We start from the raw sequence: 15,435 nt of genomic DNA, 5'->3' as shown, positions 1-15,435 counted from the left end.
GCGCCCGGCGCCCGCGCCCCACAGAGAAGACCCAGCCTATGTCCGCCCGTCCCGGCTACCGCGGCGATCGCAAGAGCGAACGCAGCGAACGCAGCGAGCCGCGTCTCGACCAGTTGCGCGTGCCGCCGCACTCGACCGAGGCCGAACAGGCCGTGCTCGGCGGCCTGATGCTGGCGCCGGATGCCTATGACCGGGTCAACGATCAGCTCACCGACAACGATTTCTATCGGCGCGATCACCAACTGATCTATCGCGCGATCCGCGAGCTGGCCGAGAAGGGACGCCCGTTCGACGCGGTGACCCTGGGCGAGTGGTTCGAATCGCAAGGCAAGCTGGAGATGGTTGGCGACGGCGCCTACCTGATCGAACTGGCCAGCACCACGCCCTCGGCGGCCAACATCGTCGCCTATGCGGAAATCGTCCGCGACAAGGCGGTGCTGCGGCAGTTGATCGAGGTCGGCACCACCATCGTCAACGACGGCTTCCAGCCGGAAGGGCGCGAGAGTTCGGAACTGCTGGCGTCGGCGGAAAAGGCCGTGTTCCAGATCGCCGAGGCCGGCGCGCGCGGACGCAGCGACTTCGTGGCGATGCCCGGCGCGTTGAAGGACGCGTTCGAGGAACTGCGCAACCGCTTCGAGAACGGCGGCAACATCACCGGCCTGCCGACCGGCTACAACGACTTCGACGCGATGACCGCCGGCCTGCAGCCGACCGACCTGATCATCCTCGCCGCGCGTCCGGCGATGGGCAAGACCACCTTCGCGCTGAACATCGCCGAGTACGCGGCGATCAAGTCGAAGAAGGCGGTGGCGGTGTTCTCGATGGAAATGTCGGCTTCGCAGCTGGCGATGCGCCTGATTTCCTCCAACGGCCGCATCAATGCGCAGCGCCTGCGTACCGGCCAGCTCGAGGACGAGGACTGGGCGCGGGTCACCGGCGCGATCAAGATGCTCAAGGAGACCAAGATCTTCATCGACGACACGCCGGGCGTGTCGCCGGAAGTGCTGCGTTCCAAGGCGCGCCGGCTCAAGCGCGAACACGACCTGGGCCTGATCGTGATCGACTACCTGCAGCTGATGTCGGTGCCCGGCAACAGCGAGAACCGCGCCACCGAGATCTCGGAGATCTCGCGCTCGCTCAAGGGCCTGGCCAAGGAGCTGGGGGTGCCGGTGATCGCGCTGTCGCAGCTCAACCGCTCGCTGGAAACGCGCACCGACAAGCGCCCGGTGATGGCCGACCTGCGCGAATCGGGCGCGATCGAGCAGGACGCGGACATGATCGTGTTCATCTACCGCGACGACTACTACAACAAGGAAAATTCGCCGGACAAGGGCCTGGCCGAAATCATCATCGGCAAACACCGTGGCGGCCCGACCGGGTCGTGCAAGCTCAAGTTCTTCGGCGAATACACCCGCTTCGACAATCTCGCCCACGATTCGGTGGGTGCGTTCGAGTAAGCCCGCGCGCCGCACGCATTCCACCTGACAGCGCGGCGCCCGCAACATTCCGGGCGCCGGCTGGGTGGCATGACGCGACGATCAGTAGGGAATCTCGATCTCGGCGTTGCTGGTGGCGTCATAGGTGTTGGCGCCGTACTCGGCGTGGTGGGTGCAGACCACGGTGATCTTGCGGTAGATCCCGTAGACGAAGTTGGACGTGAAGTGCACGTCCACCAGTGCACCGTTGCCTTCCTCGTCGTAATCGGTGGTGTAGCCGTTACCGAACGGGTCGTAGGCGTTGCAGCGCACGTTGATGTAGCGGGCGTCGACGCGATCGTTGTTGGCGTTGGCGAAGCGCGAGTAGGCGCGGATCTTCAGGCGCTTGCCGCCGGCGGGGCGGTTGTCGGACTCGTAGCCCTGGTTCTGGATCACGCCCTGCAGCGTGTAGACCGGCGTGCTGCCGCCGCCGCTGCCCGGCGGTTGGTAGCCGCAGGAGCCCGGGCCTTCCTCGATCTCGGTACTGCAGGCCATCGCCAGCGGGGCGGCGAGGCTCAGTGCCAGGGTGAGGGCGGCTTTTGCGATGCGCTTGTCCATGGGTGTTGCTCTCCTGAGGTCATTGCGGATGTCGGCGATGGGCATGGCCGTGCTGCGCCGTTCGCTGCCCGCAGCGCGTCTGCGGCCCTGGCGATGCAGGTCCGGGCGCGCGGGCGGGTTCGGGGCGCACGCAACCGCGCTCGCCGGTCGTGGTGGCCGTGAGTCGCAGAGGCGATGGCGGATGTTCCCCGTGCGCGCGAAATGGCCGTGGCCATGTCGTGCGCGGTGCAGCGAAAGCACGGATGACGTCCTTCCCCGAACGTCATCCGACAGTAGCGGTCGCGGCGCCGCTTCGACATGACGGCGCCCGCCTCGGCGTTATAGCAGGGCAGGCGAGGCGCACGAGCGCGGCGTGTGGCGATGTCTACGAAATCCTGTCAGTGCGCACTCGCCGGGCCAGCACCGGCACCGCCACCGGCAGCGTCCGAGCGCGTGCGGTTCGCGTCGCGGCATGCTCACCTGGCGGCGGCACGCGATCCGTATCATGGCGCGTCCTTCGCTGCGTCCCCTCGCATGAGCTACGCCATCGTCTGGTTCCGGCGCGATCTGCGCCTGCACGATCAACCCGCCTTGCAGGCTGCGCTGGATGCCGGGCACACGCCGGTGCCGGTGTATCTGCACAGCCCGGAGGACGAGGGCGCCTGGGCCGCAGGCGCGGCCTCGCGTCGCTGGCTGCAGCGCTCGCTGGCGGCACTGGATGCGCAACTGCGCGAACGCGGTTCGCGCCTGATCCTGCGCCAGGGCCCGGCCGAAACCGCGTTGCGCCAGGTGATCGCCGAGTGCGGCGCCGTAGCGGTGTACTGGAACCGACGCTACGAGCCGGCCACGCAGCCGCGCGATGCGCGGCTCAAGCGCGAACTGCGCGAGCAGGGCCTGGAGGTGCACAGCCACAACAGCGCGCTGCTGTTCGAACCCTGGCAACTGGCGACGCAGCAGGGCGGCCCGTACAAGGTGTTCACCCCGTTCTGGCGCAGCGCCTTGAGCCATTGGCAGGTGCCGGCACTGCAGCCTGCGCCGAAGACGTTGCCGTCGCTCCCCGCGGAGTTGGAGAGTCTGCCGCTTGAGCGGCTCGGCCTGGTGCCGGCACTGGACTGGGACCGCGGCTTCTGGGAAGTCTGGCAGCCGGGCGAGGCGGGCGCGCACGAGGCGCTGGACGTGTTCGTCGATGGCGCGCTGCGCGACTACCTCGCCGGCCGCGACCGCCCCGACCAGGTCGGTACCTCGCGGTTGTCGCCGCATCTGCATTTCGGCGAGATCGCGCCCTGGCGCATCGTCGCGACGCTGGAACAGCAGCGCCGCGCCGCCACCGCCGCGGCGATCGACGGCTACATCCGCCAGCTCGGCTGGCGCGACTTCGCCCATCACCTGCTGCACCATTTTCCGGAGACACCCGAGCGCAATCTCAATCCGCGCTTCGACCGTTTTCGCTGGGCCAAACCCGATGCGGAGACATTGCAGGCCTGGCAGCGCGGACGCACCGGCGTGCCGATCGTCGATGCCGGCCTGCGCGAGTTGTGGCACACCGGCTGGATGCACAACCGCGTGCGCATGATCGTCGCCAGCTACCTGTGCAAGCACCTGCGCGTGCATTGGTCCGAGGGCGCGCGCTGGTTCTGGGACACCCTGGTCGATGCCGACCTGGCCAACAACACCCTGGGCTGGCAGTGGGTGGCCGGCACCGGCGCCGATGCCGCGCCGTATTTCCGGGTGTTCAATCCGGTGGCGCAGGCGCAGAAGTTCGATCCGAAGGGCGAGTACATCGCGCGCTGGGTGCCTGAACTGGCGGCGCTGCCGGTGGCCGACCGCTTCGCGCCCTGGCAGGCGCCGCAGCGGCTGGCGCACGCTGCGCCGCAGTATCCGCGGCAGCCGATCGTGGACCTGGCGGCCGGCCGCGATGCGGCATTGGCCGCCTACCGCGAGACCGCCGCCGGCTGAGTGCTGCGTTGCACTGGCGGCGCGCACATGCAGTGCGAGGCGCGCGATTGACGCCCTTCGCCGGCGCATGATTCACTCCGGGCTCGGACAGGAGCCCGCATGGCCACCAGCTCAGCTCGCCGCAAGCCGCAGCGCGAACCGATGTCGCGCGTGGACACCGCCTGGTTGCGGATGGACCGGCCGACCAATCCGATGATGATCACCGGCGTGCTGATGTTCGACGAGCCGCTGACCTTGCCTGCGCTCAAGCAACTGGTGCGCAAGCGCTTCCTGGCCTTCCCGCGGTTCCTGCAGAAGCCGGTGGAAACCGCCACCGGCGCCTACTGGCAGCGCGACGACGATTTCGATCTGGACTGGCACGTGCGCCTGTCGGCCTTGCCCGGGCGCGGCCAGAAGAAGGCACTGGAGCGCTTCGCCGGGCAGATGGCGTCCACGCCCTTGGACAAGACCAAGCCGCTGTGGCAGTTCCACCTGATCGAACGCTACGAAGGCGGCTCGGCGCTGGTGGCGCGCATCCACCACAGCTATGCCGATGGCATCGCCCTGGTGCAGGTGCTGCTGTCGCTGACCGATACCCAGCGCACCCCGGAGCCGTCGGCGCAGCTCGAGCGCGCCTGGCTCAAGGACGACGGCAAGGAAGTGGTGCGTCGCGTCGGCGCGGTCGACCGCTATCTCAAGCTCGGCGGGCGCATGCTCGACAAGGGCCGGGCCATGGCGCAGGACCCGAACCTGCCGCAGATGCTGGCGCGCGAGGGCGGACTGATCGGCCGCGAGCTGGTCAATGCCTTGCTGCTGGCCGACGATCCGCCGACGCTGCTGCGCGGGCGCCTGGGCGTCAGCAAGCGCGTGGCCTGGGCCGAGCCGCTGGACCTGGACGAGGTCAAGGCGGTCGGTCGCGCCTGCGACTGCACGGTCAACGACGTGCTGATGGCGACCATGGCCGGCGCCCTGCGCGACTACATGCTCGAACGCGGCGAACGCCTGGACGGGGTGACCCTGCGCGCCACCGTGCCGGTCAACCTGCGGCCGCTGGAGCACGCGCGCAAACTCGGCAACCACTTCGGCCTGGTGTTCCTGGACCTGCCGGTGGGCGAGGCCAATCCGGTGCGGCGCCTGCAGTGCGTGGCCGCGTCGATGCAGCAGCTCAAGCAGTCGCGCCAGGCGATGGTGGTGTTCGGCCTGCTGGCGGCGGTGGGCATGGCGCCGGCGGCGCTGCAGTCGGCGGCGCTGGACCTGTTCAGCCGCAAGGCCACCACCGTGGCGACCAACGTGCCGGGGCCGCAGCAGCCGCTGTACCTGGCCGGCAGCCGCGTGCGCGAGATGATGTTCTGGGTGCCGCAGACCGGTTCGATCGGCGTCGGCGTGTCGATCATGAGCTACAACCACCGCGTGCACTTCGGCCTGATCGGCGATGCGCGGCTGATTCCCGATCCGGATGCCGTGATGCGCCGGGTCGGCGCCGAATTCGAGAAGCTGCTGTACCTGGCGCTGATGGGCGATTGGGAGCAGCCGCTGCGCGCGGCCGACGCCGAAGACTTGCTGCCGTCTTCCTGAACCGGGCGCATCGCGCGCCGGGCTGCGTTCATCCGCGCCTCGCGTACCGCTGTTTATGCTGCGGCCACGTCAAACCAGGTTCGGGAGAGAACACGATGAAAACGACCGCCCTTCGCGGCATGTCCGTGGCCCTGGCCAGTGCGCTGGTGCTGTCCGCCTGCGCCACCGGCGGCTCCTACGTTCAGCGCGACCAGTACGGCAATCCCACCGAGCAGCAGAACCGCACCGGCCGCGGCGCGCTGATCGGCACCGCGGTCGGCGTCGCCGCCGGCCTGCTCAGCGGCAGCAGCGCCACCGAGCGTCGCCAGCACGCGATGATCGGCGCCGGCATCGGCGCGCTCAGCGGCGCGGCGATCGGCAACTACCAGGATCGGCAGGAGCGCGCGCTGCGCGAGCGCACCGCCAACACCGGCATCGACGTGCGCCGCGACGGCGACAACATCACCCTCAACCTGCCCGACGGCATCACCTTCGACTTCAACCAGTCCACGCTCAAGCCGCAGTTCTATTCGGCGCTCAACGGCGTGGCCCAGACCCTGGGCGAATACAACCAGACCATGATCGAAGTGGTCGGGCATACCGACAGCATCGGCAGCGATGCGGTCAACCAGCGCCTGTCCGAACAGCGCGCGTCCTCGGTCGCCGCCTATCTGACCGCGCAGGGCGTGCAGCCCGAGCGTATCCAGACGCTGGGCGCCGGCAAGAAGTATCCGATCGCCGACAACAGCACCGAGGCCGGCCGCGCGCAGAACCGCCGCGTGGAGATCCGCGTGGTGCCGCTGCGCTCCTCCGCCGGCTGACCGATCCGGCGACGGCAACAACGAACGGGCCGCATTGCGGCCCGTTCGCGTGTCTGCGCTGCTGCTGTGACGCGTCGCGCGCGGCGCGGCTCAGACCAGCGCCGCGTCCTCTTCGTCCTCGGCTTCCGTCTCCAGTGCCGCGTCCGTCGGCACCGGTGCGGCGGCCACGCGCGGCAGGCTGGGCAGCGACTGCGTGTTCATCGCCACGCCGCTGCACAGGGTGAACTCGGCGCCGTCCTCGGCCTGCTGCGTGGCCAGCTTGGCCGGGCACTGCGCCATCATGTAGCTGACGTCGAAGTTGAGCTTGTCGACCAGGAAGTCGACGAAGGCGCGCACCTTCGGCGAGAGCATGCGTCCGCCCGGGAACACCGCGTTGAAGTCCAGGTCCGGCCCGACCCAGCCGCCGAGCACGCGCCGCGCCTTGCCGGCCTCGATCAACGGCTTGATCGTCGCATCGCTGGCCAGCACCAGGCCTTCGCCGCAGACCAGCCCGCCGATCAGCGCGGCCGAATCGTTGGCCAGCAGGATCGGCTGGACCAGGAACTCGCCGCTCTGCTTGCCGTTGCGCAGCGGCCAGCACAGTCGGTTGCCACCGCCGCGGCCGGTGCTCAGCGCCAGCGTGCGGTGGTGCTGCAGGTCGTCCGGATGCAGCGGTTCGCCGTGGCGTTCGATGTAGTAGGGGCTGGCGAAGACCTGGGTGCGGAAGGTGGCGAGCTTGCGCGCGACCATGGTCGAATCCGGCAGCGTGCCCATGTGCAGGGCCACGTCCACGCCTTCGGCGATCGGGTCGACCTTGTCGCTGGTCATGATCATTTCCAGCCGTACTTCCGGGTGCTGGCGGTGGAACTCGCCCAGGATCGGCGCCACCCAGGAGATGCCGGCCGAGTAGGGCACGCTGAAACGCAGCCAGCCGCGCGGGCCGGCCTGCAGTTGGCCCACCGCGCTCTCGGCTTCCTCCAGTTCGCGGGCGATGCGCTGGCAATGCTCGTGGTAGACCGCGCCGGCCTCGGTCAGCCCGAGCCGGCGCGTGGTCCGGTGCAGCAGGCGCGCGCCCAGCCGCGCCTCCAGGTCCTGCACCTTGCGGCTGACGGTGGTCTTGGGCAGGCCGAGGGCATTGGCCGCGGCGATGAAGCTGCCTTGCTCGACCACCTTGACGAAGATCAGGGTGTCGTTCAGATCGTGGCTCATGACGGTTCCTTGAGGTGGAGACGATTGGACCGGTAGCGGGACGATTATTCCCCTTAATTCGGACTAATCAAGTGCGGCTTTGGCGCCTAATTTGTCCGCATTCGCCATCACCGACGGTCTTTGCCCATGTCGATGCGCACCCTGTTCCAGTTTTTCGCCTGCCCCGATCGCCAGCCGCGGCGCCGTTCTGCACCGGTGGCGCCGGCGCAATCCCTTTACCCGAAAGCGTTTCGCGAGTTCACCCCGCCACCGCGGCGGCAGGGCGGCAGCAGTCTGCGCCTGGGTGCGTCCGGCACCGACCGTCTGGGTCGAATCGCGATTGTCCCGTCCGCGGGAGGAAAAGTCCCGTGAGCGGGATGTTGGCCCCCGAGGTCCTGGTCCTCGGCGGCAGCGGCACGATCGGCCAGGGTGTGGTACAGGCGCTGCTGGAGGCGGGCAGCCCGGTGCTGGCAGTGGCGCGCGACCGCGCCCGCCTGGCCGAACTGCGCGATCGCCACCGCGACGAACCCGGCCTGGACGTGCTGTGCGGCTCGGTCGGCACCGACGCCGCCGCCGCGGCCCTGGTGGCCGAGATCGCACAGCGGCCGCGGCCGCTGGCGGCGGTGGTCGCCGCCCTGGGCAGTCCGCTGCGGCCGGGGCGTCTGCTGGAGCGGCCGCTGGGCGCGCTGCGCCGGCGCCTGGATGCCGACCTGCTGCCGCATCTGGCTGCGGCCCGGCATCTGCTGCCGTTGCTGGCGCAGCACGAGCGCGGCGCCCGCTATGTACTGCTGGGCAGCCCCTGCGCGCTGCGCGCCTGGTCCGGGCATGGCGACAGTTCGGTGGCGGCGGCGGCGATCCGCATGCTCGCCCAGGTGCTGCACGAAGAAGCCAAGCCGCTGGGCGTGCATGTGCACCTGCTGTCGCTGTCCGAGCCGGTGTGCCGCAGCGACGACGCCATCGGCGAGTGCCCGGACTGGTTCACCACCCTCGGCGTTGGCCGCGCCGTGGTTCACCTGCTCGCCGATCCGCAGCGACCGGACCGCGCCCTGGTCGAGATCGACCGTCGCCACGTCGCCCGCCCGCGCAGCGCCCTGCTCAACGCCTTGCCGTTTTCCTTCTCCACCCACGAGGTCTCTCCATGAATCCGATTCCGATGCCGTCGCGCCTGCTGCCGGGCGCCCTGCGCCCGCTGGCGGTGGCGCTGCTGGTCGCCACGCTCGCCGCCTGTGGCGGCAAGGCCAACGAACAGGGCGCGCCGCCGCCGCCGAGCGTGGGCGTGGCGCCCGCACTGCAGAAGCAGATCAGTCAGTGGGACGAGTTCAGCGGCCGCGTCGAGGCGGTCGAGCACGTCGACCTGCGGCCGCGCGTGTCCGGCTACATCGACAAGGTCAACTACGTCGAAGGGCAGGAGGTGAAGAAGGGCGATGTGCTGTTCACCATCGATGCGCGCAGCTACCGTGCCGAACTGGCCCGCGCCGAGGCCGACCTGGCGCGCGCACGCACCCAGGCCAAGCTCAGCGCCAGCGAGGCCGCGCGTGCCAAGACCCTGTCCGAACAGCAGGCCATCTCCACCGAGAGCTGGGAACAGAAGCGCGCCGCCGCCGAGCAGGCGCAGGCCGACGTGCTGGCCGCGCAGGCGGCGGTGGACACCGCGCGTTTGAACCTGGAATGGACCCAGGTGCGTGCGCCGATCGCCGGCCGCGCCGGCCGCGCCATGGTCACCGCCGGCAACCTGGTCAGCGCCGGCGACAGCGCCAGCGTGCTGACCACGCTGGTGTCGCTGGACAAGGTGCACGTGTACTTCGACGCCGACGAAGGCACCTTCCTGCGCTATGCGCAGATGGCGCGCGACGGCCAGCGTCCGAGCGAACGCGACGGCAGCCTGCCGGTGCAGGTCGGCCTGGTCGGCGAGGACGGCTATCCGCATGCCGGCAAGGTCGATTTCCTCGACAACCAGCTGGTACGCAGCACCGGCACCATCCACGTGCGCGCGTTGCTGGACAACGCCGATCGCCGCTTCACGCCCGGCCTGTTCGCGCGGGTACGGCTGCTCGGCAGCGGCCGCTTCGACGCGGTGCTGATCGACGACCGCGCGGTGCTCACCGACCAGGACCGCAAGTACGTGTACGTGGTCGACAAGGACGGCAAGGCGCAGCGGCGCGACGTGCAGCTCGGCCGCAGCGCCGAGGGCCTGCGCATCGTGACCAAGGGGCTGGCCGCCGGCGACAAGGTCATCGTCGACGGCGTGCAGAAGGTGTTCATGCCCGGCATGCCGGTGCAGGCCAAGCCGATCGCGCAGACCACGTCGCCGGCCGCACCGCGCCAGGCCGTCGCCCTCGACTGAGTCGCGGGCGCCGACGCAGCACCGGCCGGGTCGTTACGTATCGGCCGCGCCCGCCGGGCCAGTGATGGCCCGGCACCGCCACCGGCATGCCTGCGTCCGCGCCCGGTCCCCCGTTTCACCCGTTTCCAGGACCACCACCCATGGACTTTTCCAGATTCTTCATCGACCGGCCGATCTTCGCCGCCGTGCTGTCGATCGTCATCTTCGCCGCGGGCCTGATCGCCATCCCGCTGCTGCCCATCGGCGAATACCCGGACGTGGTGCCGCCCTCGGTGGTGGTACGCACGGTGTATCCGGGCGCCAACCCCAAGGTCATCGCCGAGACCGTCGCCACGCCGCTGGAGGAAGCGATCAACGGCGTGGAGAACATGATGTACATCAAGTCGGTCGCCGGCTCCGACGGCGTGCTGCAGATGACCGTGACCTTCCGCCCGGGCACCGATCCGGACGATGCCGCGGTCAAGGTGCAGAACCGCGTGGCGCAGGCGCAGGCGCGCCTGCCCGAGGACGTGCGCCGGCAGGGGGTGACCACGCAGAAGCAGTCGCCCACCTTCCTGATGGTGGTGCACCTGACCTCGCCCAAGGGCAAGTACGACACGCTGTACCTGCGCAACTACGCACGCCTGCACGTCAAGGATGCGCTGGCGCGGATCCAGGGCGTGGGCGATGCGCAGGTGTTCGGCGGTGGCGACTATGCGATGCGCGCCTGGCTGGACCCGGAGCGGGTGGCCGCGCGCGGGCTCACCGCCAGCGACGTGGTCGCGGCGATGCGCGAGCAGAACGTGCAGGTTTCCGCCGGCCAGCTCGGCGCCGAGCCGATGCCGGAGAGCAAGTTCCTGACCCTGATCAATGCCCAGGGCCGCCTGCGCACCGAACAGGAGTTCGGCGACATCGTGCTCAAGGTCGGCGCGGACGGCCAGACCGTGCGCCTGTCCGACGTCGCGCGCCTGCAGCTGGGCGCCGGCGACTACACCTTGCGCGCGCAGCTGGACGGCAAGAACGCGGTCGGCATCGGCATCTTCCAGGCGCCGGGCGCCAATGCGCTGCAGATCCGCGACCAGGTCATCGCCAAGATGGACGAACTGACCAAGCAGTTCCCCGACGACGTGAAGTACGAAGCGGTGTACGACACCACCATCTTCGTGCGCGACTCGATCAGCGCGGTGGTGCACACCCTGCTGGAGGCGGTGCTGCTGGTGGTGCTGGTGGTGATCCTGTTCCTGCAGACCTGGCGCGCCTCGATCATTCCGCTGATCGCGGTGCCGGTGTCGGTGGTCGGCACCTTTGCCGCGCTGTACCTGCTGGGCTTCTCGATCAACACGCTGACCCTGTTCGGGCTGGTGCTGGCGATCGGCATCGTCGTCGACGATGCGATCGTGGTGGTGGAGAACGTGGAGCGCAACATCGAGGAGGGGCTGACCCCGTTGGCGGCGGCGCACCAGGCGATGCGCGAGGTGTCCGGGCCGATCATCGCGATCGCGCTGGTGCTGTGCGCGGTGTTCGTGCCGATGGCGTTCCTGTCCGGGGTGACCGGGCAGTTCTACAAGCAGTTCGCGGTGACCATCGCCATTTCGACGGTGATCTCGGCGATCAACTCGCTGACCCTGTCGCCGGCGCTGGCCGCGCGCCTGCTGCAAGCCCATGACGCGCCCAAGGACCGCCTGTCGCGCGGCATGGAGCGGCTGTTCGGCGGCTGGCTGTTCCGCCCCTTCAACCGTTTCTTCAACCGCAGCTCCGACCGCTACCAGGGCGCGGTGTCGCGCATCCTCGGCCGCCGCGGCGCGGTGTTCGCGGTGTACGTGGCGCTGCTGCTGGTCACCGGGCTGATGTTCAAGGCGGTGCCGGGTGGCTTCATCCCGACCCAGGACAAGATGTACCTGATCGCCGGCGTGAAGCTGCCGGAAGGCGCCTCGATCGAGCGCACCGACGCGATGCTGCGCAAGGTCGCCACCATCGCCATGCAGACCGACGGCGTGGCCCATGCGATCTCGTTCCCCGGCCTCAACGCGCTGCAGTTCACCAACACGCCCAACACCGGCGTGGTGTTCCTGCCGCTGAAGCCGTTCGCCGAGCGCCACCGCAGCGCGCTGGAGATCAATGCCGAGATCAACCAGCGCATCTCGCAGCTGGGCGAGGGCATGTCGTTCGCCTTCATGCCGCCGCCGATCCTCGGTCTGGGCAACGGCAACGGCTACCAGCTGTTCATCGAGGACCGCGCCAACCTCGGCTACGGCGCGCTGCAGAACGCGGTCAGCGCCATGCAGGGCGCGGTGGCGCAGACCCCGGGCATGAGCTTCCCGATCGGCACCTACCAGGCCAACGTGCCGCAGCTCGACGCCGAGGTCGACCGGGTCAAGGCCAAGGCCCAGGGCGTGGCCCTGACCGATCTGTTCGACACCTTGCAGACCTACCTGGGCTCGACCTACGTCAACGACTTCAACCAGTTCGGCCGCACCTGGCAGGTGATCGCGCAGGCCGATGCGCCGTTCCGCGAGAGCGTGGAGGACATCGCCCGGCTGCGCACCCGCAATGCCCAGGGCGAGATGGTGCCGATCGGCTCGATGGTGACGATCAAGCAGACCTACGGCCCGGATCCGGTGCTGCGCTACAACGGCTATCCGGCCGCCGATCTGGCCGGCGAAGCGGATGCGCGATCGCTGTCCTCGGCCGAGGCGATGGCCAAGATCACCCAGATCGCCAAGCAGGTGCTGCCCAACGGCATGGAGATCGAGTGGACCGACCTGAGCTACCAGCAGGCCACCCAGGGCAATGCGGCGCTGGTGGTGTTTCCACTGGCAGTGCTGCTGGCGTTCCTGGTGCTGGCCGCGCTGTACGAGAGCTGGACGCTGCCGCTGGCGGTGATCCTGATCGTGCCGATGACGCTGCTGTCGGCGCTGTTCGGTGTGTGGTTGAGCGGCGGCGACAACAACGTGTTCGTGCAGGTCGGTCTGGTGGTGCTGATGGGCCTGGCGTGCAAGAACGCGATCCTGATCGTCGAGTTCGCCCGCGAACTGGAACTGCAGGGCAAGGGCATCGTCGAGTCGGCGCTGCAGGCCTGCCGCCTGCGCCTGCGTCCGATCGTGATGACCTCCATCGCCTTCATCGCCGGCACGGTGCCGCTGGTGTTCTCCCATGGTGCGGGCGCGGAAGTGCGCTCTGCCACCGGCATCACCGTGTTCGCCGGCATGCTGGGCGTGACCCTGTTCGGTCTGTTCCTCACCCCCGTGTTCTATGTCGCCCTGCGCAAGCTGGCCGGGCGGCCGCTGGTCTCGCATGCGCCGGCCCACGCCGACGCGCCCGCGCACGGCTGATTCCTACCTTTCCTTACCCTACTCAGGAGTTTCGCAATGAACGCAGCACACAAGATCGCCCTGGTCACCGGCGCCACCCGCGGCATCGGCCTGCACACCGTGCGGCAACTGGCCGAAGCCGGCGTGCACACCCTGCTGGCCGGGCGCGACGCCACCCGCGCCAGCGCCGCGGCCCTGGAACTGCAGGGCGAGGGTCTGCCGGTCGAGCCGCTGACCCTGGACGTCACCGACGCCGCCAGCATCGCCGCCGCGGTGGAGACGGTGCGCGCCCGCTATGGGCGGCTGGACATCCTGGTCAACAACGCCGGCATCCTGCGCGACGACCTGCGCCTGAGCGTGTCGCAGCAGAGCCTGGAGACCTGGCGCGAGACCTTCGACACCAACCTGTTCGGCCTGATCGCGGTCACCCAGGCGTTCCTGCCGCTGCTGCGCGAAGCGCCGGCCGCGCGCATCGTCAACGTTTCCAGCGTGCTCGGCTCGCTCGCGCTGCACAGCCAGCCGGGCTCGCCGATCTACGACTTCAAGGTGCCGGCCTACAACGTCTCCAAGAGCGCCGTGAATGCCTGGACCATCCAGTTGGCCTACGAACTGCGCGAGACCCCGATCAAGGTCAACACCATCCATCCCGGCTACGTGAAGACCGACATGAACTCGGGCGAGGGCGAACTGGAAGTGGCCGACGGCGCGCGCAGCAGCGTGATGATGGCGCTGCTCGACGCCGACGGCCCCACCGGCAGCTACACCCATGTCGGCCAGGTGCTGCCATGGTGATCCGTCCCGTCTTGGGCGCGCTGGCGCTGGCGCTGCTCAGCGCCTGCGCCAGCGTCGGCCCCAATTACCGCGCACCGGCGCAGCCGCCGGTGACGCTGCAGGGCGCGGCGTCGCCGGTGTTCGCGACCGACTCGCCGGTTGCGTCCTGGTGGGCGCAGTTCGACGATCCGGTGCTGGAACAACTGGTGCACGGCGGCCTGGTCGCCAACCTGGACCTGCGCATCGCCCTGGCGCGCGTGCACGAGGCGCGCGCGGTCTTCGCCGAGCAGCGCCTGGACCAGGCGCCGCACGTCACCGCCGGCGGCGACTACACCCGCGGCAAGGCGCCGGACGCGGACGCCGGCGGCGCGCGCGTGCTGACCGAGAGCTACCGGCTCGGCTTCGATGCCGGCTGGGAGCTGGACCTGTTCGGGCGCCAGCGCCGTGCCAGCGAGGCCGCACGCGCGAATCTGGAGGCCGAACAGGCCGGCCTGGCCGATGCCCAGGTCACCGTGGCCGCGGAGGTGGCACGCAACTACTTCGCCCTGCGTGGTGCGCAGAAGCGCATCGCACTGGCGCGCACCACGCTGGACAACCTGCGTGACACCCAGCGCCTGACCGAGACCCGTTGGCGGCTGGGCGCGGGCAGCGAACTGGACGTGCAGAGCAGCCGCGCGCGGCTGAAGGCGATCGAGGCCGATATCCCGCTGCTGGAAGTCGACGCCGCGCAGGCCCGGCACCGGCTGGCGGTGCTGCTGGGCAAGCCGCCGGGCACGCTCGACGCACTGCTGGCGCCGCAGTCGACCCCGGCCTATGCGCGGGCCTTGCCGTTGGGCGACACCACGCAGTTGCTGCGCCGACGTCCCGATGTGCGTATCGCCGAACGCAACCTGGCGGCGGCGACCGCGCGGGTCGGCGTGGCCACCGCCGACCTGTTCCCGCGGATCAGCCTGTCCGGCTTCGTCGGCTTCCTGTCCGGCGACGCCGGCGCCTTGTTGCACGGCCGCAGCAAGGCCTGGTCGTTGACCCCGTCGATCCAGTGGGCGGCGTTCGACTTAGGCAGCGTGCGGGCACGCCTGCGCGCGAGCGAGGCGCAGGCCGATGGCGCCGCCGCCGACTACGAGAAGGCCGTGCTCGGTGCGCTGGAAGACACCGAGAACGCCTTGACCGCCTATGCGCATGAGCAGGCGCGGCTGGCGATCGTGGCCGAACAGACGCAGGCGGCGCAGCGTGCAGCGGCGCTGGCGCAGATCCGTTACCGCGAAGGCTCGGAGGATTTCCTGACCCTGCTCGATGCGCAGCGCACGCAATTGACCGCCGAGGCCACCCTGGCCGACGCCGAAGCGGCGGTGAACATCGGCGTGGTGCGGGTGTACAAGGCGCTCGGCGGCTGGGGCCAGGATGCGGGCACGGACGCGGGCAGCAAGGATGTCGCAACCACGGCCGTGGCGGCATCTGCGGTGCGGTCGCGCTGAGCGGGGCGCCGCAAGCCGCGGTGCGGGCCGACCGCCCGTACCGCCGCGCCCGTCGCCTGGCGGGGC

The 15,435-nt window shown here is 69.7% G+C and carries 12 protein-coding genes; 10 read left to right on the top strand and 2 right to left on the bottom strand.

The window, feature by feature from the left end:
* Nucleotides 1-38 precede the first annotated feature (38 nt).
* The gene (locus tag FHR66_RS10375) at nt 39-1,457 is read left to right on the top strand and encodes a replicative DNA helicase (RefSeq protein WP_048491354.1); all 1,419 of its coding nucleotides are present in this window, start codon (nt 39-41) and stop codon (nt 1,455-1,457) included.
* Between the two features lie 81 nt (nt 1,458-1,538).
* Here FHR66_RS10375 and FHR66_RS10370 read toward each other — a convergent pair whose 3' ends face one another.
* Nucleotides 1,539-2,033, bottom strand: a complete 495-nt coding sequence (locus tag FHR66_RS10370) for a hypothetical protein (RefSeq protein ID WP_167087769.1) — start codon at nt 2,031-2,033, stop codon at nt 1,539-1,541.
* Between the two features lie 513 nt (nt 2,034-2,546).
* On the opposite strand from FHR66_RS10370, the gene FHR66_RS10365 reads away from it, so the two are divergent.
* The 3 genes from FHR66_RS10365 (at nt 2,547) to FHR66_RS10355 (ending at nt 6,322) form a co-directional block, all read left to right on the top strand.
* Nucleotides 2,547-3,968, top strand: coding sequence for a cryptochrome/photolyase family protein (locus tag FHR66_RS10365; RefSeq protein WP_160969423.1), 1,422 nt, complete (start codon nt 2,547-2,549; stop codon nt 3,966-3,968).
* Nucleotides 3,969-4,067: 99 nt separating this feature from the next.
* Nucleotides 4,068-5,522, top strand: coding sequence for a WS/DGAT/MGAT family O-acyltransferase (locus tag FHR66_RS10360; protein WP_160969421.1), 1,455 nt, complete (start codon nt 4,068-4,070; stop codon nt 5,520-5,522).
* Between the two features lie 95 nt (nt 5,523-5,617).
* The gene (locus FHR66_RS10355; protein ID WP_160969419.1) at nt 5,618-6,322 is read left to right on the top strand and encodes an OmpA family protein; all 705 of its coding nucleotides are present in this window, start codon (nt 5,618-5,620) and stop codon (nt 6,320-6,322) included.
* Between the two features lie 90 nt (nt 6,323-6,412).
* Here FHR66_RS10355 and FHR66_RS10350 read toward each other — a convergent pair whose 3' ends face one another.
* Complete coding sequence (locus tag FHR66_RS10350; protein WP_160969417.1) at nt 6,413-7,510, bottom strand: LysR family transcriptional regulator; 1,098 nt, start codon at nt 7,508-7,510, stop codon at nt 6,413-6,415.
* A 126-nt stretch (nt 7,511-7,636) separates the two neighbouring features.
* On the opposite strand from FHR66_RS10350, the gene FHR66_RS10345 reads away from it, so the two are divergent.
* The 6 genes from FHR66_RS10345 to FHR66_RS10320 all read left to right on the top strand — a co-directional run bounded on the left by FHR66_RS10345 (nt 7,637) and on the right by FHR66_RS10320 (nt 15,369).
* Nucleotides 7,637-7,861, top strand: coding sequence for a hypothetical protein (locus FHR66_RS10345; RefSeq protein WP_160969415.1), 225 nt, complete (start codon nt 7,637-7,639; stop codon nt 7,859-7,861).
* Nucleotides 7,858-8,631: an SDR family NAD(P)-dependent oxidoreductase gene (locus FHR66_RS10340; RefSeq protein ID WP_167087767.1), complete on the top strand. Its 774-nt coding sequence runs from the start codon at nt 7,858-7,860 to the stop codon at nt 8,629-8,631. The genes FHR66_RS10345 and FHR66_RS10340 overlap by 4 nt, the downstream gene beginning before the upstream one ends.
* On the top strand, nt 8,628-9,833 hold the full coding sequence (locus FHR66_RS10335; RefSeq protein WP_160969413.1) for an efflux RND transporter periplasmic adaptor subunit: 1,206 nt from the start codon (nt 8,628-8,630) through the stop codon (nt 9,831-9,833). Before FHR66_RS10340 ends, FHR66_RS10335 begins: the two co-directional genes overlap by 4 nt.
* Nucleotides 9,834-9,973: 140 nt before the next feature.
* Entirely contained in the window at nt 9,974-13,144 is a 3,171-nt protein-coding gene (locus FHR66_RS10330) for an efflux RND transporter permease subunit (RefSeq protein WP_160969411.1), read from the top strand.
* A gap of 36 nt (nt 13,145-13,180) precedes the next feature.
* Nucleotides 13,181-13,915, top strand: a complete 735-nt coding sequence (locus FHR66_RS10325; protein ID WP_160969409.1) for an SDR family oxidoreductase — start codon at nt 13,181-13,183, stop codon at nt 13,913-13,915.
* Entirely contained in the window at nt 13,909-15,369 is a 1,461-nt protein-coding gene (locus FHR66_RS10320; RefSeq protein ID WP_167087765.1) for an efflux transporter outer membrane subunit, read from the top strand. The genes FHR66_RS10325 and FHR66_RS10320 overlap by 7 nt, the downstream gene beginning before the upstream one ends.
* The last annotated feature ends 66 nt before the right edge of the window (nt 15,370-15,435 follow it).

It is taken from the genome of Xanthomonas sp. F4 (assembly GCF_011761895.1).
Note: the sequence above shows the minus strand (reverse complement) of the source record. Positions and strands in the feature narration are given on the sequence as shown.